The sequence below is a fragment of the Brevundimonas sp. genome, from assembly GCF_035999125.1.
Lineage (GTDB): Bacteria > Pseudomonadota > Alphaproteobacteria > Caulobacterales > Caulobacteraceae > Brevundimonas.
This window is the reverse complement of the sequence record NZ_DASYGX010000006.1, coordinates 252,389-271,684: the sequence shown is the minus strand read 5'-3', so window position 1 is coordinate 271,684 and position 19,296 is coordinate 252,389. Positions and strand designations below refer to the sequence as shown.

Annotated in this window: 19 protein-coding genes, 3 tRNA genes and 1 riboswitch; of the genes, 10 read left to right on the top strand and 12 right to left on the bottom strand. The window is 69.1% G+C overall.

Annotated features, from left to right (window positions below; translation table 11 throughout):
* The first annotated feature begins 2 nt into the window (after positions 1-2).
* On the top strand, positions 3-806 hold the full coding sequence (locus VGN45_RS05260; protein ID WP_327460088.1) for a metallophosphoesterase family protein: 804 nt from the start codon (positions 3-5) through the stop codon (positions 804-806).
* A gap of 95 nt (positions 807-901) precedes the next feature.
* Here VGN45_RS05260 and VGN45_RS05255 read toward each other — a convergent pair whose 3' ends face one another.
* On the bottom strand, positions 902-1,462 hold the full coding sequence (locus VGN45_RS05255) for a TMEM165/GDT1 family protein (RefSeq protein ID WP_327460085.1): 561 nt from the start codon (positions 1,460-1,462) through the stop codon (positions 902-904).
* 79 nt (positions 1,463-1,541) lie between these two features.
* Positions 1,542-1,731, bottom strand: a riboswitch (yybP-ykoY riboswitch).
* A 3-nt stretch (positions 1,732-1,734) separates the two neighbouring features.
* Positions 1,735-2,484 (bottom strand): phosphatase PAP2 family protein, encoded by a 750-nt coding sequence (locus VGN45_RS05250; protein WP_327460083.1) that lies wholly within the window; start codon positions 2,482-2,484, stop codon positions 1,735-1,737.
* A 250-nt stretch (positions 2,485-2,734) separates the two neighbouring features.
* Between VGN45_RS05250 and VGN45_RS05245 the strand changes: the two genes are divergently transcribed.
* Both VGN45_RS05245 and VGN45_RS05240 read left to right on the top strand, forming a co-directional pair.
* On the top strand, positions 2,735-4,627 hold the full coding sequence (locus VGN45_RS05245) for a ribonucleoside-diphosphate reductase subunit alpha (RefSeq protein ID WP_327460081.1): 1,893 nt from the start codon (positions 2,735-2,737) through the stop codon (positions 4,625-4,627).
* A gap of 170 nt (positions 4,628-4,797) precedes the next feature.
* Positions 4,798-5,655 (top strand): lipid A-modifier LpxR family protein, encoded by an 858-nt coding sequence (locus VGN45_RS05240; RefSeq protein WP_327460079.1) that lies wholly within the window; start codon positions 4,798-4,800, stop codon positions 5,653-5,655.
* A 7-nt stretch (positions 5,656-5,662) separates the two neighbouring features.
* Here the strand turns inward: VGN45_RS05240 and VGN45_RS05235 are convergent, their stop codons facing one another.
* Positions 5,663-7,405, bottom strand: coding sequence for a gamma-glutamyltransferase family protein (locus tag VGN45_RS05235; protein WP_327460077.1), 1,743 nt, complete (start codon positions 7,403-7,405; stop codon positions 5,663-5,665).
* 83 nt (positions 7,406-7,488) lie between these two features.
* Here VGN45_RS05235 and VGN45_RS05230 point away from each other — a divergent pair, with 83 nt between their 5' ends.
* The 3 genes from VGN45_RS05230 (at position 7,489) to VGN45_RS05220 (ending at position 8,591) form a co-directional block, all read left to right on the top strand.
* On the top strand, positions 7,489-8,025 hold the full coding sequence (locus VGN45_RS05230) for a hypothetical protein (RefSeq protein ID WP_327460075.1): 537 nt from the start codon (positions 7,489-7,491) through the stop codon (positions 8,023-8,025).
* An 81-nt stretch (positions 8,026-8,106) separates the two neighbouring features.
* Positions 8,107-8,183: transfer RNA gene (locus VGN45_RS05225), tRNA-Arg, on the top strand.
* 51 nt (positions 8,184-8,234) lie between these two features.
* Entirely contained in the window at positions 8,235-8,591 is a 357-nt protein-coding gene (locus VGN45_RS05220) for a hypothetical protein (protein ID WP_327460073.1), read from the top strand.
* A 3-nt stretch (positions 8,592-8,594) separates the two neighbouring features.
* Here VGN45_RS05220 and VGN45_RS05215 read toward each other — a convergent pair whose 3' ends face one another.
* The 7 genes from VGN45_RS05215 to VGN45_RS05185 form a co-directional block, all read right to left on the bottom strand.
* Entirely contained in the window at positions 8,595-9,164 is a 570-nt protein-coding gene (locus VGN45_RS05215) for a DUF5655 domain-containing protein (RefSeq protein WP_327460071.1), read from the bottom strand.
* Between the two features lie 216 nt (positions 9,165-9,380).
* Positions 9,381-9,722 (bottom strand): GIY-YIG nuclease family protein, encoded by a 342-nt coding sequence (locus VGN45_RS05210; RefSeq protein WP_327460069.1) that lies wholly within the window; start codon positions 9,720-9,722, stop codon positions 9,381-9,383.
* Between the two features lie 257 nt (positions 9,723-9,979).
* Positions 9,980-10,399 carry a hypothetical protein gene (locus VGN45_RS05205; protein ID WP_327460067.1) on the bottom strand — a complete coding sequence of 140 codons (420 nt, stop codon included), beginning with the start codon at positions 10,397-10,399 and terminating at the stop codon, positions 9,980-9,982.
* A 97-nt stretch (positions 10,400-10,496) separates the two neighbouring features.
* Complete coding sequence (gene clpB / locus VGN45_RS05200; RefSeq protein WP_327460064.1) at positions 10,497-13,085, bottom strand: ATP-dependent chaperone ClpB; 2,589 nt, start codon at positions 13,083-13,085, stop codon at positions 10,497-10,499.
* A gap of 143 nt (positions 13,086-13,228) precedes the next feature.
* Positions 13,229-13,789 carry a phthalate transporter gene (locus VGN45_RS05195; RefSeq protein WP_327460062.1) on the bottom strand — a complete coding sequence of 187 codons (561 nt, stop codon included), beginning with the start codon at positions 13,787-13,789 and terminating at the stop codon, positions 13,229-13,231.
* A complete protein-coding gene (locus VGN45_RS05190) occupies positions 13,786-14,664 on the bottom strand; it encodes a 3-hydroxybutyryl-CoA dehydrogenase (protein WP_327460060.1) in 879 nt (292 codons plus the stop codon). The genes VGN45_RS05195 and VGN45_RS05190 overlap by 4 nt, the downstream gene beginning before the upstream one ends.
* Before the next feature lie 81 nt (positions 14,665-14,745).
* Positions 14,746-15,069: a YggT family protein gene (locus VGN45_RS05185; RefSeq protein WP_327460058.1), complete on the bottom strand. Its 324-nt coding sequence runs from the start codon at positions 15,067-15,069 to the stop codon at positions 14,746-14,748.
* A gap of 141 nt (positions 15,070-15,210) precedes the next feature.
* On the opposite strand from VGN45_RS05185, the gene VGN45_RS05180 reads away from it, so the two are divergent.
* Positions 15,211-15,286, top strand: a tRNA-Ala gene (locus VGN45_RS05180).
* 12 nt (positions 15,287-15,298) lie between these two features.
* On the opposite strand, the gene VGN45_RS05175 is transcribed toward VGN45_RS05180, so the two are convergent.
* The gene (locus tag VGN45_RS05175) at positions 15,299-16,588 is read right to left on the bottom strand and encodes a hypothetical protein (protein ID WP_327460056.1); all 1,290 of its coding nucleotides are present in this window, start codon (positions 16,586-16,588) and stop codon (positions 15,299-15,301) included.
* 110 nt (positions 16,589-16,698) lie between these two features.
* On the opposite strand from VGN45_RS05175, the gene VGN45_RS05170 reads away from it, so the two are divergent.
* Positions 16,699-16,775: transfer RNA gene (locus tag VGN45_RS05170), tRNA-Arg, on the top strand.
* Between the two features lie 26 nt (positions 16,776-16,801).
* On the opposite strand, the gene VGN45_RS05165 is transcribed toward VGN45_RS05170, so the two are convergent.
* The gene (locus VGN45_RS05165) at positions 16,802-17,020 is read right to left on the bottom strand and encodes a hypothetical protein (protein ID WP_327460054.1); all 219 of its coding nucleotides are present in this window, start codon (positions 17,018-17,020) and stop codon (positions 16,802-16,804) included.
* Positions 17,021-17,178: 158 nt separating this feature from the next.
* Between VGN45_RS05165 and VGN45_RS05160 the strand changes: the two genes are divergently transcribed.
* The gene (locus VGN45_RS05160) at positions 17,179-18,408 is read left to right on the top strand and encodes an NAD-dependent epimerase/dehydratase family protein (RefSeq protein ID WP_327460052.1); all 1,230 of its coding nucleotides are present in this window, start codon (positions 17,179-17,181) and stop codon (positions 18,406-18,408) included.
* The gene (locus VGN45_RS05155) at positions 18,405-19,283 is read left to right on the top strand and encodes an SDR family NAD(P)-dependent oxidoreductase (protein WP_327460050.1); all 879 of its coding nucleotides are present in this window, start codon (positions 18,405-18,407) and stop codon (positions 19,281-19,283) included. The genes VGN45_RS05160 and VGN45_RS05155 overlap by 4 nt, the downstream gene beginning before the upstream one ends.
* The last annotated feature ends 13 nt before the right edge of the window (positions 19,284-19,296 follow it).

Sequence of the window (19,296 nt, the reverse complement as noted above, 5' to 3'; positions counted from 1 at the left end):
CCATGAGCGACGTCGTCACGCCCATCTCCCCCGCAAATCAGGACGCGGCCCCGCAGACGCTTCAGCCAGGCCTGGAGCCCGGCCCGGTCAAGAAGCTGCGCGTGGCCGCCGTCGGCGACCTGCACGTCGGCGAGGGTCAGGACCGGCCCCATCGCGACCTGTTCGAGCGCGTGCACGAGGACGCCGACGTCCTGTGCCTGGCCGGCGACCTGACCAACTTCGGCAAGACGCGCGAGGTCGAAATCCTGCTGGAGGACCTGAAGGCCTGCCGCATCCCCATGGTCGGCGTGCTGGGCAACCACGAGCATGAGTGCGGTCAGCCCGACCATGTGCGCGACCTGCTGTGCGACGCGGGGGTCAAGGTGCTGGACGGCGGCCAGGCCTATGAGATCGAGGGCGTGGGCTTCGCCGGCGGCAAGGGGTTCGTGGGCGGCTTCGGTCGCTACATGCTGAGCGCCTTCGGCGAGACGGAGATCAAGCGCTTCGTGCAGGAGGCGGTGGACGACGCCAATCTGATCGAGAACTCCATCCGCACGTTGCGCACGGAGCGGTCGGTGGTCGTGCTGCACTATGCGCCGGTGGTCGACACCGTGGTGGGCGAGCCGCCGGAGATCCACGCCTTCCTGGGCTCGTCGCGTCTGGGCGAGACCATCGACCGCTACGACAACGTGAGCCTGGTGGTGCACGGCCACGCCCACCGCGGCGCGCCGGAGGGGCGGACCAACAAGGGCGTGCCGGTCTACAACGTCGCCCTGCCGGTGCTGCGGACCCTGGGTGAGACGCCGTATCGGGTGTTCGAGGTTTGAAGGCAGTAGGCAGTAGGCAGGAGGCAGCAAAGGCAGGCCAGTGGCGGACCAAGGGGGCATGACGTCCTAATGCCTACTGCCTACTGCCTATTGCCTCACCTCAGCAGCATCCACGCCCCCGTCGCGATAAAGCCCAGCGCCGCCGCCAGCCGGATCCATTTCAGGGGCAGGCGGGCGGCCAGCGCCTCGCCGAGCAGGACGGCCGGCACGTTGGCGATCATCATGCCGAGAGTGGAGCCCAGCAAGACCGGGACCAGCGCCTCGAACCGCGCGGCCAGCAGGGCCGTGGCGATCTGGGTCTTGTCGCCGATCTCCAGCACGAAGAAGGCGGCGGCGGTGGTCAGGAAGACGCCGAGGAAGGTCTTCTCGTCCGCGTCGGTCCGCTCCTCCAGCCTGTCGGGGATCAGGGCCCAGGCGCCGAAGCCGAGGAAGGCCAGGCCGACGCCCCACTTCAGGTGATCGCCGTCCATGAAGCGCGCCAGCACCGAGCCGGCGACCGCCGCGAAGGCGTGGTTGAGGACCGTGGCGGCGAAGACGCCCAGGATGATCGGCGCGGGCCGGCGCCAGGCCGCGGCCAGGATCACGGCCAGCAGCATGGTCTTGTCGCCGATCTCGGCGACCGCGACCAGGCCGGTCGAAATCAGAAAGGCGTCCAAAGGACGTCACCGGATGCGCGGGGGGCCGACGGAGAACCAGCGACTTCGCAGCCAGGCCCCCGCGTGGAAGCGCCCTGCGAAGTCAGCGGTCTTGCTGGAGATGCTTGCCCTAACGCTCGCGCCGCGGGCGCTCGCTGCTTGAGGGCGGGCCGGATCATCATGATCCGACTGAGCTTCCCTTCCGCGCCATTCCCTCCGGGCGAGGGAAAGCATGTTGACGCGGACCCCGCATGAGACGCTGCGGACGGCTACTCCCCGATGACGGCGTCGCCTTACCGCGGAGAGGGCTCGTCATGCAAGCCGGACAGGCGCGCCGCCTGCCGCCGCTCGAAGCCATAGCTGACCAGCCACAGCGCCATGGCCCAGGCCGCGCCCGCGCACCAGCCGGCGATGACGTCGCTGGCCCAGTGGGCGCCCAGATAGACGCGGGTCATGCCGATGATCAGGGCGATCGTCAGCGCGCAACCCAGGGCGAACGCCTTGAACCGCCGCTGTTGGAAAGCGCGCGTCAGCATCACGCCGAGCGTCAGATAGAAGACGGTGGACAGCAGGGCGTGGCCGGACGGAAAGCTGGCGTTGATCGTCTCCACCGCCTGATAGGCGGCGGGCGGGCGATCGCGGGCGAACAGGGCCTTCAACCCCTCGCTGAGCGCGACCCCGCCCAGCAGGCCCAGCACCAGCAGCAGGGCCGACAGACGCTTCCTCTGCATGATCAGGAAGATCACGGCGATCAGGGCGAACAGGGTCAGCACGGAAATGCCGCCCAGCGAGGTCAGGTCCGCCGCGGCCTCCTCCAGCCACCACGGGCCCCGCGCATTGCCGGGCGTCGGCTGCAGCCAGGTCAGCACCGACATGTCGAAGGCCTGGCCGTCGGCCTCGGTCGCGTCGTCGGCCACCTCGATGAAGGTCAGAATGCCCAGCGCGACGATCAGCAGGGCGGCCAGGGCAGAGATCTCGGCGCGCGCCATGCGCAGGGCGCGGCGTAGGAAGGTGGCGATCTGGCTTTCGGTCATGGTGGGCATGAACGGCCACGCTTGTCGGGCGTTCCCGATCACGCGGTCGTGATGTTGGTCGTCATGCCGCCGTCGCGGCCCGTCCACAGGCTCATCCCCCGTCTCGAACGCGATTCGCCCAGAAAACGACCGTCAACCCCGTTGACGGGTCGTTAGCCATCTGCGCCCCATATGTGGGTTCGGGAGGCGCTTCGCCCACTAGATGATGTGGTCGGAACGCAGGTGGCTTAATCGAGACTCTGTTCGGGGCACTGACGAAATGGCTGGCGGCGAAGCGGTGAAGACGGCGGAATTCCAGACGGTTGCAGACGTCGACGTGACGACGCGCCCCCAGCTGTCGGTCGTGAAATCGATCCAGCTGGACCGGTCGCGCGACGACCTGCTGACGGAGTTCGGGAAGAAGACGCTGGAGGACCGCTATCTGCTGAAGGGCGAGTCCTATCAGGACATGTTCGCCCGCGTGGCCACCGCCTTCTCGGACGACGCCGACCACGCCCAGCGCGTCTATGACTACATGTCGAAGCTGTGGTTCATGCCGGCCACGCCGGTGCTGTCCAACGGCGGCGCGGATCGCGGCCTGCCGATCAGCTGCTTCCTGAACGCGGTCGGCGACAGCCTGGACGGCATCCAGAACGTCTGGAACGAAAACGTCGCCCTGGCGTCCAACGGCGGCGGCATCGGCACCTACTGGGGCGGCGTCCGCTCCATCGGCGAGAAGGTCAAGGGCGCGGGCCAGACGTCCGGCATCATCCCCTTCATCCGCGTGATGGACTCGCTGACGCTGGCGATCAGCCAGGGTTCGCTGCGCCGGGGTTCGGCGGCGGTGTATCTGGACGTCCACCACCCGGAGATCGAGGAGTTCCTGGAAATCCGCAAACCCTCGGGCGACTTCAACCGCAAGTCCCTGAACCTGCACCACGGCATCAACATCACCGACGCCTTCATGGAGGCGGTGCGCGACGGCCGGACCTTCGACTTGCTCTCGCCCAAGGACGGCGAGGTGATGAAGACCGTCGACGCCCGCGGCCTGTGGCAGAAGATCCTGGAGATCCGCCTGCAGACGGGCGAGCCCTATCTGATCTTCTCCGACACGGTGAACCGGCAGATGCCGCAGCACCAGAAGGACCTGGGGCTGAAGGTCAAGCAGTCGAATCTGTGCGCCGAGATCATGTTGCACACCGGCCGCGACCATCTGGGCATCGACCGCACCGCCGTGTGCTGCCTGTCGTCGGTCAACGCCGAGAAGTTCCTGGAGTGGCGTGAAGAGCCGATGTTCGTCGAGGACCTGATGCGGTTCCTGGACAACGTTCTGGAGGACTTCATCCGCCGCGCCCCGCCGGCCATGAAGGCCGCCGTCTATTCCGCCGTGCGCGAACGGTCGGTGGGACTGGGCCTGATGGGCTTCCACTCCTTCCTGCAGGGCCAGGGCGTCGCCTTCGAAAGCGCCATGGCCAAGTCTTGGAACATGCGCCTGTTCAAGCACCTGCGCCGCGAGGCCGACAAGGCCAGCCGCGTCCTGGCCGAAGAGAAGGGCCCGTGCGAGGACGCCCGTGAACGCGGCGTCATGGAGCGGTTCAGCCACAAGCTGGCCATCGCCCCGACGGCCTCGATCTCGATCATCTGCGGCGGGACGAGCGCGGGCATCGAGCCGATTCCGGCCAACATCTACACCCACAAGACCCTCTCGGGCTCTTTCGCGGTCAAGAACCCGTATCTGGAGGAACTCCTGGAGGGCAAAGGACTCAACACCGACGCCATCTGGTCCTCCATTCTGGAACACGAGGGCTCGGTGCAGCATCTCGACGGCCTGACCGACGACGAGAAGTCGGTGTTCAAGACCGCCTTCGAGCTGGACCAGCGCTGGCTGATCGATCTGGCCTCGGATCGTGCGCCGGAGATCTGCCAGGCGCAGTCTCTGAACCTCTTCATTCCCGGCGACGTCGACAAATGGGATCTGCACATGCTGCACTGGTCGGCGTGGGAACGGGGCGTGAAGTCGCTGTACTACCTGCGCTCCAAATCGGTGCAGCGCGCCGCGTTCGCGGGCGCCGAGGACAAGGCCGCTTCGGATGAGGCGGAGGTCGATCCGAACCAGCCCGACCTTTTCTCGGCCGCGCGCACCGACTACGACGAGTGCTTGGCCTGCCAGTGATCTTGGCCCTGACGCTAGCGACGCGGTCGCTCTCATTGCTTTGAGGGCGGCGGAACCCGCCGAGCTTCCTGTCCGTTCGGTGTCCGAAATCCGTCGTGAAAACGTCAGTTGCGGCCGGGGCTGACCCTGGGGCATGCTGTCGGGGCTGACGACGGTTTGAGGGGACCGCCATGCGCCGGACGAATGCCGTGATCAAGGGAGGGAGCTGCGCCGTCGCCGCGGCCCTGTGCCTGGTCGCCGGCGCCGCCTCGGCCCAGACGGCGATCCGCCAGACCTGGGGGGACGGCGCCGACGCCACCTCCCGCCTGAACCGCATGCCCGCCACGACGCTGGCCTCCGGCGCCGGATTCGCCGATCCTGCTCCCGCGGCCGCGCGGATCGTCACCGAGCCGGGTTCCCCCTGGGTCGCCGTCGAGCGCGACGTCTGGGTGGAGAGCGAGGCCGCGACCGACCGCTTTCGCCTGACCCGATCCGGCCGGATGCAGCGGATCGACGGCGCGCCCGTGCCGCCGGGACCGCTGGACGCCGCCGTGCTCGACGACGAGACGTTCGACCTGACCTACACGCGCGGCTGGCCGACGGCGATCGCCCGGACGGCCTCGGGGCTCGAGGTGTCGCTGACGCCCCACGCAGGGATCGGTCTGGGCTCGCGCGGCGGCTCGGCCGAGGCCGGCGCCACGCTGAAGATCGGCAACGACCTGGAGCGCATGGTTCCGGACGGTCTTCAGGCCTTCGGAGATCGCCCGCGCTGGTACGTCTATGCCGCAGGCTCGGGCCGGGCGGTCGGCTACAACTTCGCCCGCACGCGCGACGGCGACTTCGCCCGCTCCGGCGTCAGCCACGACTCCGGCGCCTTCATCGGCGACGCCTCTCTGGGTGTTGCCATGCGGCAGGGACCGATCCACGGATCGGTCGGCCTGGTCTACCGTGAAGTCGAGGTCGAGGGCCTGCGCGTCGGTCAGGGCGTCGACGACGACGTCGACGAGGGCATGCTGGCCTTCCAGCTGTCGGTCAAGCCGGAGTGGTGATCGCCCTTCAGTAGGCCACCACGCCCTCGCGCCGGTCGTCGGCGCCGCCGTCCCAGCCCCAGCCGCCGCCCGCGCCGCGTCGCCAGATTCCGCCGTGCAGGCCGGAGTTCTCGCTGGTGTTCGGCCGGACCACGATCCCTCGCTCGCCCAGCGCCGCACGCAGTTCCGGAGAAAACCTCTCCGCGTCCGCGCCGAACCCGCCGCCGCGCGCCACCAGATTGGGCAGGTCGAACGCCGCCTGCATCGGCAGGCCCCAGTCCAGCACCGCCACCAGCGCCTTGGCGTTGTAGGCCAGGATCGAGGTTCCGCCGGGAGAGCCCAGAGCGGCGACGAACCGGCCCTCCAGATCCAGCACGATCACCGGCGACATGGAGCTGCGCGGCCGCTTGCCCGGCGCCACCGCATTGGCCGCCGGCTGGCCGTCCGCCCGCAGCGGCTCGAACGAGAAGTCGGTCAACTGGTTGTTCAGGAAGAAGCCCGCCGCCATCCGGCCCGACCCGAAAACGCTTTCGACCGTCGTCGTCATGCTGACCACGTCGCCCTGGGCGTCCACGACCACGAAGTGGCTGGTGCCCGAGGGCTCCTGCGTCGCGTCGAAGCCGCGGATGACGCCGCCGGGGGGCCGCCCCGCCTCGGCCGCACCGGTCAGGGTCATGGCCAGCTCCGCCCGCTCGGCGACATAGCCCTCGTCCAGCATGCCCTGCACCGGCACGCCGACGAAGGCCGGGTCGCCGACCCAGCGGTCGCGGTCGGCGTACATGACGCGCTGCAGTTGGGCGAAGGTCGCCCAGGCGTCCACGCTGTCGGGCCCTTCGAGGATGGCCGGCGTCGTCTCCGCCATGCCGAGGAACTGCAGGACGGCCACGCCGGACGACGGCGGCGGCGGCACGCAGACCAGGTAAAGCCGATAGGGCCGGCACAGGGCCCCGCGCTCCTTGGGTTCATAGGCCTCAAGATCCGCCGCGGTCAGCGACCCGGGGCGCGGCTGGGCGCCGACGGCGGTCAGGATCTCGGCCGCGATGCGCCCCTCGTACAGGGCGTCCGGGCCGCGCACAGCCAGTTCGGCCACGGTCTGAGCATAGGCCGGATTCTTCAGAAGATCGCCCGCGACCACGCGCGCGCCGTCCGGCCTGGTGAAATAGGCCTGGGCCCACGGCGTCCCCCCCTGTCCCGTCCGCGACGCGGCGAAGCCGGCCAGACGGGGCGAGACCACGAAGCCGTCGCGCGCCAGCCGCTCGGCGTCGCCGAACAGGGTGCTCCACGACAGCCGTCCGTGCTTCTCGTGCGCCAAGCCCAGCATGGCCACGGCGCCCGGCACACCGGTCGATCGGCCGGACAGCACCGCGTCGCGGAAGTTCAGCGGCCGGCCATTTTCGTAGAACAGCTCCGGCGTCGCTGCGGCCGGCGCCGTCTCGCGTCCGTCGAAGCTGGTGATGTCCCCCGTCTCGGCGTCGTAGTGCATCATGAAGGCGCCGCCGCCGAGACCCGACGACTGCGGCTCCACCAGCCCCAGCACCGCCTGCACGGCGACCGCCGCGTCGACCGCCGAGCCGCCCTCGCGCAGCACCTTCATCCCCGCCTCGACCGCCAGCGGATTGGCCGCCGAGACGAACGGCCCCCGCGCCGGCGGCGGAGGCGGAAGGGCCGGCGTCGCGGGCGTCGCCGTCGGTGCGGCTCCGCAGCCGCCCACCGTCAGCAGGACGGCCGAAGCCAGGACGAGCAGGGCGCGGCGGGCGGGGGGCGGGGTCATGGCTCCTGACCTAGGCGACGCGACCGCTTGCGCCAACCCCGCCGGCCGTGCCTCATGCGACGACCATTCTGGGGAGACCGCTCATGATCCGCCCGCTCGCCGCCGCCCTGATCCTCGCCTTCGCCGCCACGCCGGCCCTGTCGCAGGAGGCGCCCGCCCCCGCCGCGGCCCCGGCGCATGTGCCGAACCCCGCCGACGTGGAGACGATCGACGGCATCATGGCCGCCCTCTACGACGTCATCTCCGGCCCGGCCGGCCCGCGCGACTGGGACCGGTTCCGTGGTCTGTTCCTGCCTGGCGCGATCTTGGGCGGCTCGGGTCCCGTCCGCGACGGCATCGCCCGCCTGCGCGTCGGCGGCGTCGAAGACTACGTCCGAAACTCCGGCGCCTATTTCATGGAGAACGCCTTCTTCGAGCGCGAGATCGGCCGCAAGGTCCAGACGTGGGGACCGCTGACCCAAGTGCTGACCGCCTATGAGACCGCCGCGACCGAAGGCGGGGCGACGACCCAGCGCGGCGTCAACTCCGTCACCCTGTTCAACGACGGCAGGCGCTGGTGGATCAGTTCCATCACCTGGGCCGGAGAGGTGCCCGACCGCCCCATGCCCACCGACTGGTGACCGGATCGAAACCGTTCGGACACGGCTTGCCTTGCCGCGCCCGAACCGTTAGATGACCGCCCTCGCCGTCAAGGCCAGTGCGCACCCGTAGCTCAGCTGGATAGAGCACCAGACTACGAATCTGGGGGTCAGGAGTTCGAATCTCTTCGGGTGCGCCATGCCTGACCGCCGTGCTTGCCGCGCGGCCCGCGCGGGGCCAGCATCGGCCCATGCCGCACTTCCTCGCCGTCTTCACCAGCGACAAGACCGGGTCCAAGTGGCGCGCCTGGCGCGCCATGACGCCGGAGGATCAGGCCGCTCGGGCCGAGATCGGCGTCGCCGCCGTCAAGGCCTGGGAGGCGGCGCACGCGGACGCCATCGTCCACGTGGGCGGCCCGCTGGGCTCGACCCGCCGCATCGACGACGCCGGCGCCGTGACCGATGTGGTCAACCCGCTGACCGTCTTCATGGTCGTGCGCGCCGACGACCACGAGGCCGCCGCGCGCCTGTTCGACGGCCATCCGCACATGTCGATCTTCGTCTGCGACGGGGTGGAGGTGATGCCGGTGCTGGGGCGCGAGGCTTAAGGCTCACCCGGCCGCGTCGTAGGCTCGGCGCAGCAGGGCGGTGATCTCGGCGTCGACCTGTTCGGCATTCGAGAGGGCGACGGCGTACTGGCACATGCCGCCCGGCTTTAAGGCCACGGCGCGGGCGCAGGCGGCGTCCTCCTTCAGGTTGATCCCCAGCTCGGCGCGGTCGTTGGTCTTGGGGCCGATCATGGCGAACTGCTTCTTGCGGCGCAGCGCCACATAGCCCTTCTTGGGCGCGACCTCGACCTTGCCGAGCGCCTCCACGGCGGCCAGGACGGCGTCGTGGATGGGGCGCAGGTGGGCCTTCTTGCCCGCATAGATCTCGTCCAGCACGGCGTCGTCGGACTTGTCGGCCGCGGCGGTCTGGCCGTCCGTGCCGCGCGCGTAGTGGACCAGCCCGTTGGCGTCGCCATGGCCCAGGCCATAGGTCTGCATCAGCCAGGCGCGCGCCTCGCCATGTTTGGGCCGGCCCGCCGCCTCGAGCGCGGCGCGCAGCTGCGCCAGGGACTGTCCGGTCTTGGCCTCGATGTTGGCGATGTGGCTGGCGCGGGCCTGATCGAGGGCGGACATGGCGAGCTTCCGGGCGGGGAAACGCTGAGGTTAACCTCCCCATCTTTTTTCGTCATCCTCCGGCGAGCGCAGCGAGACCGGGGGACCCAGCGGCGCCGCGACGGCGGCGAAACAGCGGCGCTTTCGACAGTGTCCTGCTGTCGCAGGCCGCTGGGTCCCCCGATCTGCGCCGCTTCGCGGCTTGTCGGAGGATGACGAAAGTGTAGGAAACGGTGCCTAATCCTCCTCCGGCGGCGGCTGCCAATCGGGATCGTTGACGGGAAACCAGTCCGCCGCGAGGTCTCGCCAATTCGGATTGTCGGTCTCGATCAGCTTCAGCTTCCAGTCGCGCAGCCATTTCTTGAGCCGCCGCTCGCGCCGGATCGCCTCAACCATCCAGACGTGGCGCTCGAACCAGACCAGGTCGGTGCAGTCGTTCTCGTCGGTGAAGCCGGGAAAGGCGCGCGTCTTGTGCTTCCACACGCGGCTGGTGAGGTTGGATGTGGAGCCGATGTAGATCGTGCCGTTGCGCCCGCTCGCCATGATGTAGGTGGCGATGAAGGTGCGATGGGTTGCCATCCGCACAACCTATGCTGATCCTTCCCTTTCGTCATCCTCCGGCGAACCGCACCCATTCTTTCGTCATCCTCCGGCGAGCGAAGCGAGACCGGGGGACCCAGCGGCGCGCGAGAGCGCGACCCTGCCGAGAGCGCGAACGCCTGATCCGCCGGTGTTTCGCCGCCGTCGCGGCGCCGCTGGGTCCCCCGGTCTGCGCCGCTGCGCGGCTTGCCGGAGGATGACGAAAGGTATGGAAGCGTTCGTTCAGGGCGCCATGTTCAACCGCCCTTGCGGAGCGACTGGGCCAATCGCCACTCGCGATCACCTGGCCGCTTCACCTCTATATCGCGCCACGCATTTCGGCTTGAGTTCGCCACCGAGTTTGCAAAGTGCGCCGGGCTGGTTGGCTGGGAACCGACCTGGAACTCATCACCGTCTACTCGGGCATAGTGATACTGGGCCTTGTATCGGAAGCGAGCCTCAGTTCCGTGAGGCAAGAAGAGCTCTTTCCAGCGATAACCGCGCCCTCGCACGCCGGTCTCGAAAAACTCAGGCTTCCAGTCGGCGTTATCCATCCAGTAGTCGATGGCCAGCCCTACGACGTCAACCGGGTCTTGGCTCGAACCGTGGCCGTCGAGGAATGCGGCAAGTGCAAGAAACTGCTGGGTGGCAATCGGGACGTTTATCTGCGTCGTCATGTGTGTGGCTCCATCGCTGGTCCATACAAATGACGCGAGCCGCGCGAATCGTCAAGACAAAAAGAATACTATTCTTGTCTTTAGCCAGGCGGCGTTCTCAATGTACCCGCGCCTTCCCGATCTCCAGCCCGTCAACCCCCGCCGACACCGCGATCACCGACCCGTCCTCCACCCCTCCCGCCAGCAGCTTGCGCGCGATCGGGTCGACCAGCTCCTTCTGGATGACGCGCTTCAGCGGCCGGGCGCCGTAGACCGGGTCGTAGCCCTTGTCGGCGAGCCAGGCGGCGGCGCCGTCGTCCAGCGACAAGGTCAGGCGGCGGTCGGCCAGGAGGCGCTCGAATCGGGAGAGCTGGATGCGGACGATGCCGGCCATCTGGGCTCTCCCTAAACGCCGGAACAGGATGATCTCGTCGATGCGGTTGAGGAACTCGGGGCGGAAGTGGGCGCGGACGGCCTCCATGACGTAGGGGCGCACGGCCTCGACGTCGTCGCCTTCCCCCTGGCCGGCCAAGGCGTCGGAGCCCAGGTTGGAAGTCATGATGATCAGGGCGTTGTTGAAGTTCACCGACCGGCCCTGGCCGTCGGTCAGGCGGCCGTCGTCCAGCACCTGGAGCAGGACGTTGAAGACGTCGGGGTGGGCCTTTTCGACCTCGTCGAACAGGACGACCTGATAGGGGCGGCGGCGCACGGCCTCGGTCAGGGCGCCGCCCTCGTCGTAGCCGACGTAGCCGGGGGGCGCGCCGATCAGGCGGCTGACGCTGTGCTTCTCCATGTATTCGCTCATGTCGAGGCGGGTGATGGCGGCCTCGTCGTCGAACAGGAATTCGGCCAGGGCCTTGGTCAGCTCGGTCTTGCCGACGCCCGTGGGGCCCAGGAACAGGAAGGAGCCGAGCGGGCGGTTCGGGTCGTTCAGGCCGGCGCGGGCGCGGCGCACGGCGTCGGAGACGGCGGCGAGGGCCTCGTCCTGGCCGACGACGCGGGCGGCCAGCGCGTCCTCCATCTTGAGCAGCTTCTCGCGCTCGCCCTCCAGCATCTTGTCTACGGGTACGCCGGTCCAGCGGGAGACGACGGCGGCGATCTGTTCGGCGTCGACGACCTCGGGGGTCAGGGGGCCGGACTTGTCGGCTTCGGCGGCCTCGGCCTGCGAGAGCTGGCGCTCGATCTCGGGGATCTGGCCGTAGGCGATCTCGGAGGCGCGGGCCAGGTCGCCGGCGCGCTGGGCGGCGGCCAGCTCGGCGCGCAGGCGGTCGAGCGTCTCGCGGAGCTGGGCGCCCTGGCCGACCTTCTCTTTCTCGGCCTTCCAGCGGGCGGTCAGGGCGTCGGACTGGCCCTCCAGGTCGGCGATGTCGTCCTCCAGCTTGTCGAGGCGGGCGACCGAGGCCTTGTCGGTCTCCTTCTTGAGGGCCTCGCGCTCGATCTTGAGCTGGACAAGGCGGCGGTCGATCTCGTCCAGGGCCTCGGGCTTGCTGTCGACGGCCATGCGGACGCGGCTGGCGGCCTCGTCGACCAGGTCGATGGCCTTGTCGGGCAGGAAACGGTCGGTGATGTAGCGGTTCGACAGGGTGGCGGCGGCGACGATGGCGCTGTCGGAGATGCGGACGCCGTGGTGGACCTCGTACTTCTCCTTCAGTCCACGGAGGATCGACACCGTGTCCTCGACCGTCGGTTCGGAGACGAACACCGGTTGGAAGCGGCGGGCCAGGGCGGCGTCCTTCTCGACGTGCTTCCTGTATTCATCCAGCGTGGTGGCGCCGACGCAGTGCAGGTCGCCTCTAGCCAGGGCGGGCTTGAGCAGGTTCGACGCGTCCATGGCGCCGTCGCCCTTTCCGGCGCCGACCAGGGTGTGCATCTCGTCGATGAAGAGGACGATCTGCCCTTCCGCGGCCGCCACCTCGTTGAGAACGGCCTTGAGCCGCTCCTCGAACTCGCCGCGGTATTTCGCGCCGGCGATCAGGGCGCCCATGTCGAGCGCCATGACCTTCTTGTCGCGCAGGCTCTCGGGCACGTCGCCGTTGACGATGCGGAGCGCCAGGCCCTCGACGATGGCGGTCTTGCCGACGCCGGGCTCGCCGATCAGGACGGGGTTGTTCTTGGTGCGGCGGGCCAGGACCTGGATGGTGCGGCGGATCTCCTCGTCGCGGCCGATGACCGGATCGATCCGGCCGTCGGCGGCGGCCAGGGTCAGGTCGCGGGCGTAGCGCTTGAGGGCGTCGTAGGCGTCCTCGGCCGAGGCGGAGTCGGCTGTCTTGCCCTTGCGGATTTCGGTGATGGCGGCGTCGAGCTTGTCGGGCGAGACGCCGGCGGCGCTGAGCACGGTCTTGGCCACGCCGCCCTCCTTGGCGAGGGCGGACAGCAGGCGTTCGGTGGTGACGAAGGCGTCGCCGGCCTTCTTCGAAGCGGTTGCGGCGGCGGCGAAGACCCGGGCGGTGTCGCCGTCGAGATAGAGCTGGCCCGAGCCGCCGGAGACCTGGGCCCGCTTTGACAGCGCCGTCTCCACGTCGGCCTCGGCGCGCTTCGCGTCGCCGCCCGCGGCGGTGATCAGGTTGCGGGCCAGGCCGTCGCGCTCCTCCAGCAGCACCTTGAGCAGGTGTTCGGGCGCGAACTGCTGGTGGCGGCGGGCCAGGGCCAGAGACTGGGCCGACTGGACGGCCTGTTTGGCGCGATCGGAGTAGAGGTCGAGGTTCATTCTTGTGGCCTATCGCTCGGCGCGCGGCGCCTCGCTGCTTGAGGCTGGTCCACGCCGCCCTGCAAGCGTCGCGCCGCTGGTGTCGCGGATCAGTTGGGTGTGGCCGATGCGTCACACAAGGGTGTGGGCCAAGCAATGCGCGGTCAGGAGCGCTGCAGCACTCCGGGCCGGACGCGGGCCGTCGGCCGCTCCTCGACCGCCAGGAAGGCCGCGCACAGGCCGGCCCACAGGGCGTAGGACACGCCCACCACCGCCGCCAGCGGCAGGCCGCCGACGCCGAACAGCAGCAGCGCCGTCTCGGTGAAGCCCAGCGCCTGCCCCGGATCGGCCGACGTCACCCAGCCCAGAACGGAAATGACCAGCGCCAGCAGCGCCTGCAGCCCGACGGACAGAAGGCCGCCATAGAACATGAAGCGCCACACCAGCCCCAGCCGCGTCCCCGGCCGGCCGGTGCGCGCATGCTCGCGCCGCAGCTGCCACAGGATGGCCGGCACGGCGATCGCCCCGACCGCCAGCACGATCAGCCTCCAGTCGGTGTCCACGCCCCGGAACCAGCTGGCCGGCCGCCAGATCAGCAGGGTCAGCCACAGCGGCGGCCATAGGACGCCGGCGACGGCCGCCAGCGCGATCGCGCCAGACGATCGCCGCCACGCCACGGGGCGGCGGCCGGGCAGGGTCGAGGCGTCTTCGAAATCGACCTTCATCGCGTCGGCGTCGGTTCGGGGCCGGAATAGTCGTAGAAGCCGCGCCCGGCCTTGCGGCCCAGCCATCCGGCCTCGACGTACTTCACCAGCAGAGGACACGGCCGGTACTTGCTGTCGGCCAGGCCGTCATAGAGCACGTTCATGATGGCCAGGACGACGTCCAGACCCATGAAGTCCGCCAGCTCCAGCGGGCCCATGGGGTGATTGGCCCCCAGCTTCAGAGCCGTGTCGATCGACACGACGTCGCCCACCCCCTCGTACAGGGTGAAGACCGCCTCGTTGATCATCGGCGCCAGGATGCGGTTGACGATGAAGGCCGGGAAATCCTCGGCGTTCGTGGTCGTCTTGCCCAGGCTCTCGGCGAAGGCGACGGCTGCGTCATAGGTGGCGGCCGAGGTGGCGATGCCGCGCACGATCTCGACCAGCTTCATCGTCGGCGCCGGCTTCATGAAGTGCAGGCCTATGAACCGGTCGGGCCGATCCGTCGCGGACGCCAGCCGGGTGATCGAGATGGAGGAGGTGTTGGAGGCCAGCAGCGCGCCGACCGCCAGATGAGGCGTCAACTCGGCCAGAACCGCCTTCTTGACCGCCTCGTCCTCCACCGCCGCCTCGATCACCAGATCCGCCTGCCCAACGTCCGCCAGCCCAGAAGCCGCCGTGACCCGCGCCGCGGCGGCCGCGCCCGCGTCGGCGGTGATCAGGCCGCGCCCGGCCTGCCGCGCCAGGCTGGCGCCGATCTCGGCCCGAGCCGCGGCGACGCGCGCGGGATCGACGTCGTACAGGCGCACCTCATAACCGCCCACGGCCACGGCCTGGGCGATGCCGGCGCCCATCTGGCCGGCGCCGAGGATGGAAACTGTGCGGATGGAACTCATGACTTCCGGATGGTTTCAGGCGGCCCCGCCCGTCGCGCGCACCTTAGAAGGCAGTTGGAACGGCGCAAGGGCGAGAAGACCTCACATCCCGCCGAACAGGGAATACAGCGCCTGGCACGACATCGGCAGGATGTAGCGCTGGATGCCCGAGATCAGCACCAGGGCCACCAGCGGCGACAGGTCGAACCCGCCGATCACCGGAATGATGGAGCGCAGCGGCGCCAGCACCGGATTGGTCACCGCGTCCAAGAACTGGGCGATCTGCGCCACGAACCGGTTGCGGTAGTTGATCACGTCGAAGGCGAACAGCCAGCTCAGGATCACCGTGCCGATGATCGCCCACCACAGGAAGGCGAAGGCGGTGGAGATGAGAAAGCAGATGAAGCCGGCGATGCCCGCGCCCATGGGTCGGTTCCGTGTCAGTGGATCGTGACGGTCGTTCTAGCGCCCGCCGCGCCGCCGCGTCCAAGGATTTCGGGGCCGCGCGCCCCTTGACGCGCGCCCGCCGCCCCGCCTATGTCGCGCCTCCGCCTGGACCGGGAAACCGGGGCCGTAGCTCAGTTGGTAGAGCGCGTCGTTCGCAATGACGAGGTCAGGGGTTCGACTCCCCTCGGCTCCACCAGGCGGCCTCCCCTCAGAGAAGATCGACCGGCAGGATCTGGCTGCCCAGCAGACCTTCCATGGTCGTCCAGTGGTCGGAGCCCTGCGCTTCCACCCAGGCCTGCACCATGTCGCGGCCCAGGCCGTAGTTGATGATGTAGCTGCGGTAGGCGTCGATGAAGCGGATGCGCCGCTCGGCCGAGGCCCGGCTGTGCAGGCCATAGGTCATCAGCCGCTGGATCGTCGTCTCGCGGTCGGCGCGGCCGGCCAGCCAGTCGTCGGCGATCGTGTACTCGGCCCGCGCCAGTTCGCGCATGATCTGCAAGATGGCGCCGTTGGTTTCTACACCGCGCGGGTCAAGCCCGGCCAGGGGATACAGCACCGCCGCCTCCCACTGGCCGCGCGTCTCGCCTGGGAAGGCCAGGTCGATGCCGTAGTTGGCGCTGCCCTCGGCGATCAGGCTCATGGGGCTGTAGAGCGGATAGACGCTCATCTCGACCCAGCCCTTCTCCTTCACGAACGTCTTTTCCAGCAGCAGGTTGTAGACGTGGTGGCCGGGGTATCCCTCGTGGCAGCCCAGATCGACCGCGCGCTCGATCGAGATCGGCTGATCCACGTTGATCTGGATCAGGCTGTTGGCGTCGCCCTTGTAGTAATTGTAGCCGGACCACGGCTTGTCGGTGACGAACTCCAGGGTGAAGCGCTCATTGGCCGGCAGCGGAATGTGCTGAAGCGTGCGCACCTTGCACTCGTCGATGGCGGCCCGCATCACGGCTTCCTGCTTGTCGCGCGGAATGGCGGTGCCGCCGCGGAAGGCGGCGAGGCGCTGGTTGATCGTGCCGGCGCCCGGCAGCAGGGCGTCCAGACGCGCCAGCACCGGGTCGAAGCTCTCCAGCGGGCGCAGCTCGGGCCGCACACCGAACAGGGCGAAGGCCTCGTCGGCGAAGCCGAACTTCTCGCCCTCGATCATGCGCAGGCGGGCGTGGGCGGCGGAGACGTGGGCCAGCAAATAGGCCTTGCGCCGTCCCACTTCAGCCGGCGCCGACGCCGGAATCGCGACCGCCTCCAACCGCCGGGTCAGATCCTCGGCCCGCGTCTTCAGCTCGGCCGGGGTTTCGGTTTCGGCCTTGGCTTCAGCCTGCCATTCCGCCGGGCCGTAGTAGGCGTCGACATAACCCTCTTCCAGTTCGCCCACGTCCAGGATCAGCCGGACGTAGTCCTCGGCGAGGGCGTTCAGGTCTTCCCCGACCGGGCTCTGGACGCCCGGCGTAGGGGCGCAGGACGCGGCGACGAAGGCCAGGGTCGACAGGATCAGCACGCGCATGGGGCACTCCGCGAAGGCGTTTTCGCCTGCACGCTAGAGCCATGTCGCCGCCGGGGGAAGCGCGCTTCCCTTCCGTCCCGGTTTCCCCTAGGAAGACCGCCGGCCTGAAAGCACCCGTAGCTCAGCTGGATAGAGCGTTGCCCTCCGAAGGCAAAGGTCACACGTTCGAATCGTGTCGGGTGCGCCAGCCGTGCGCGGGCTTGCCGGAGTCCCTCAGCCGGCGCGGGCGGCCTGCCCGTTGATCTTGCAGACGTTGTCGCGGGCCGGATCGCCGGTCTGTCCCCCGGTCGGCGACAGGATTCCCCCGCGATCGCGGCAGTCCGCGGCCAGGGCGTCAAGTTCGGTGGCGTAGCGTTCGCCCGAAGCCGGGCCGCCGGCGCAGGCGGCGAGCGGGGCGATCAGGGCCAGGGCGGCGAGAAGTCTGACGGTCATGGGACGTCTCCGTATCTGGGCGGAACGTCGGCCCGGCCGGACCCGTTCCGCGGTCGAGAGTGCGCCCGGACGGCACCGCGCGCAAGGGCCGGCCACGGTCCGGCTTGACCGACGGGGCGCATGGTCTAGGCAGGGCCGACAGGTATCGAGGAGCCATCATGAAGGTCTTGGTGTTGGGCGGCGACGGCTTCTGCGGTTGGCCGACGGCGCTGCATCTGTCGGCCCGCGGCTGGGAGGTGACCATCGTCGACAATCTGAGCCGGCGCATGATCGACGACGAGCTTGAGGTGCAGTCCCTGACGCCGATCCGCGCGATGGGCGAGCGCATCGCGGCCTGGAAGGAGATTTCGGGACGGGAGATCGGCTTCGTCGACATGACGATCGGCAAGGATTTCGACGGGCTGGTCGATCTGATCCGGGCGGAGCGCCCCGACAGCGTCGTGCACTTCGCCGAGCAGCGCGCCGCGCCCTATTCCATGAAGTCAGCGCGGCATAAATTATATACTGTAGACAATAACTTAAATGCCACCAACCACCTATTGGCCGCCATCGTCGAGAGCAGGCGGGACGTGCATCTGGCGCACTTGGGGACCATGGGGGTCTATGGCTACACCACCGCCGGCCTGCGCATCCCAGAGGGCTATCTGACCGTCACGGTCGACACCGACTTCGGGCCGACGAAGCAGGAGATCCTGTTCCCGCCGAACCCGGGCAGCATCTATCACATGACCAAGACGCAGGACGCCCTGCTGTTCCAGTTCTACGCCAAGAACGACGGCCTGCGGATCACCGACCTGCACCAGGGCATCGTCTGGGGCACCCAGACGGAAGAGACGCGCCGGGACGAGCGGCTGATCAACCGGTTCGACTACGACGGCGACTACGGCACCGTGCTGAACCGCTTCCTGATGCAGGCGGCGGTGGGGCATCCGCTGACGGTGCACGGGTCGGGCGGGCAGACGCGGGCCTTCATCCACCTTCAGGATACGGTGCGGTGCGTCGAGCTGGCGCTGAACCACCCGCCGAAGTCGGGCGAGCGGGTCAAGATCCTGAACCAGATGACCGAGAGCCGCCGCGTCCGCGATCTGGCCGCCATGATCGCCGGGATGACGGGGGCGGAGGTCCAGAACGTCGCCAACCCGCGCCACGAAGCCGACGAGAACGAGCTGGTGGTCGCCAATGATCAGTTCCGCGATCTGGGCCTGAAGCCGATCACCCTGGCGCAGGGTCTGATGGACGAGGTGACCGACGTGGCGCGCCGCTATGCGGACCGCGTCGACATGTCGAAGATTCCCTGCGTCTCGGCCTGGAACGCGCGCCGCGAACAGGCGCTGGCCGAGAGTTCGGCGCCGGCCCTGAAGCCGGTCGCGGCCCGCGTCGCCGGATGAGGCAGGGCGACGGCCCGACGCGTCTGCTGGTCTTCGGCGGCGGACGGCTGGGCCGGACGACGGCGCGTCTGATCATGGCGGCAGGCGGCGCCGCCGCAGCCACGTCGCGCGACGCCGCGCGCCGTGACGCCCTCACGGCCCAAGGCATGACGGCGGTCGATCCAGCGGACGCGAACGCTCTGGGCCGTGCCGTCGCCGAATGTTCGGCCCTGCTGGTGACGGCGCCGCCCGATGCGGACGGCTGTCCCGGGCTGCGCGCGCTGGAGCCCCATCTGGGCGGCGACGTCTGGCCCGACTGGATCGGCTACGTCTCCTCCACCGGCGTCTACGGGGACCGCGACGGCGGCTGGGCTTTCGAGGACGACCCGCTGAACGCGGCGACGATCGAGGGCGCCCGCCGGGTGCGGGCCGAGCGTGAGTGGCTGGAGCTGGGCCGCGGGCTGGGTCTGACCGTCCAGATCTTCCGCCTGCCCGCCCTCTATGGCCCCGGCCGCTCGCCGTTCGACCGACTGAGAACCGGAACGGCGCGGCGCGTACGCAAGCCGGGACAGGTGTTCAACCGGATTCATGAAGAGGATGCGGCGCGGGGATTTCTGACCTCAATGGCACGTCCCAGGCCGGGAGGGGTCTACACGCTGTGCGACGACGAACCCTGTCCGGCGGACGAGGTGATCGAGTGGGCCGCCGCCCGTCTGGGCCTGCCGCAGCCGCCCGAAGTCGACTGGAGCGATCCGTCGGTGTCGGACGAGATGCGTCGCTTCTATCGCGACTCCAAACGCCTCTCGAACGCGCGAGCCAAGGCGGAACTGGGCTGGCGACCGCGCTGGCCGGGCTATCGCGAAGGGCTGGAAGCGGTGCTGGCCGCCGGGGGCTGAAGGCCGAAAATCG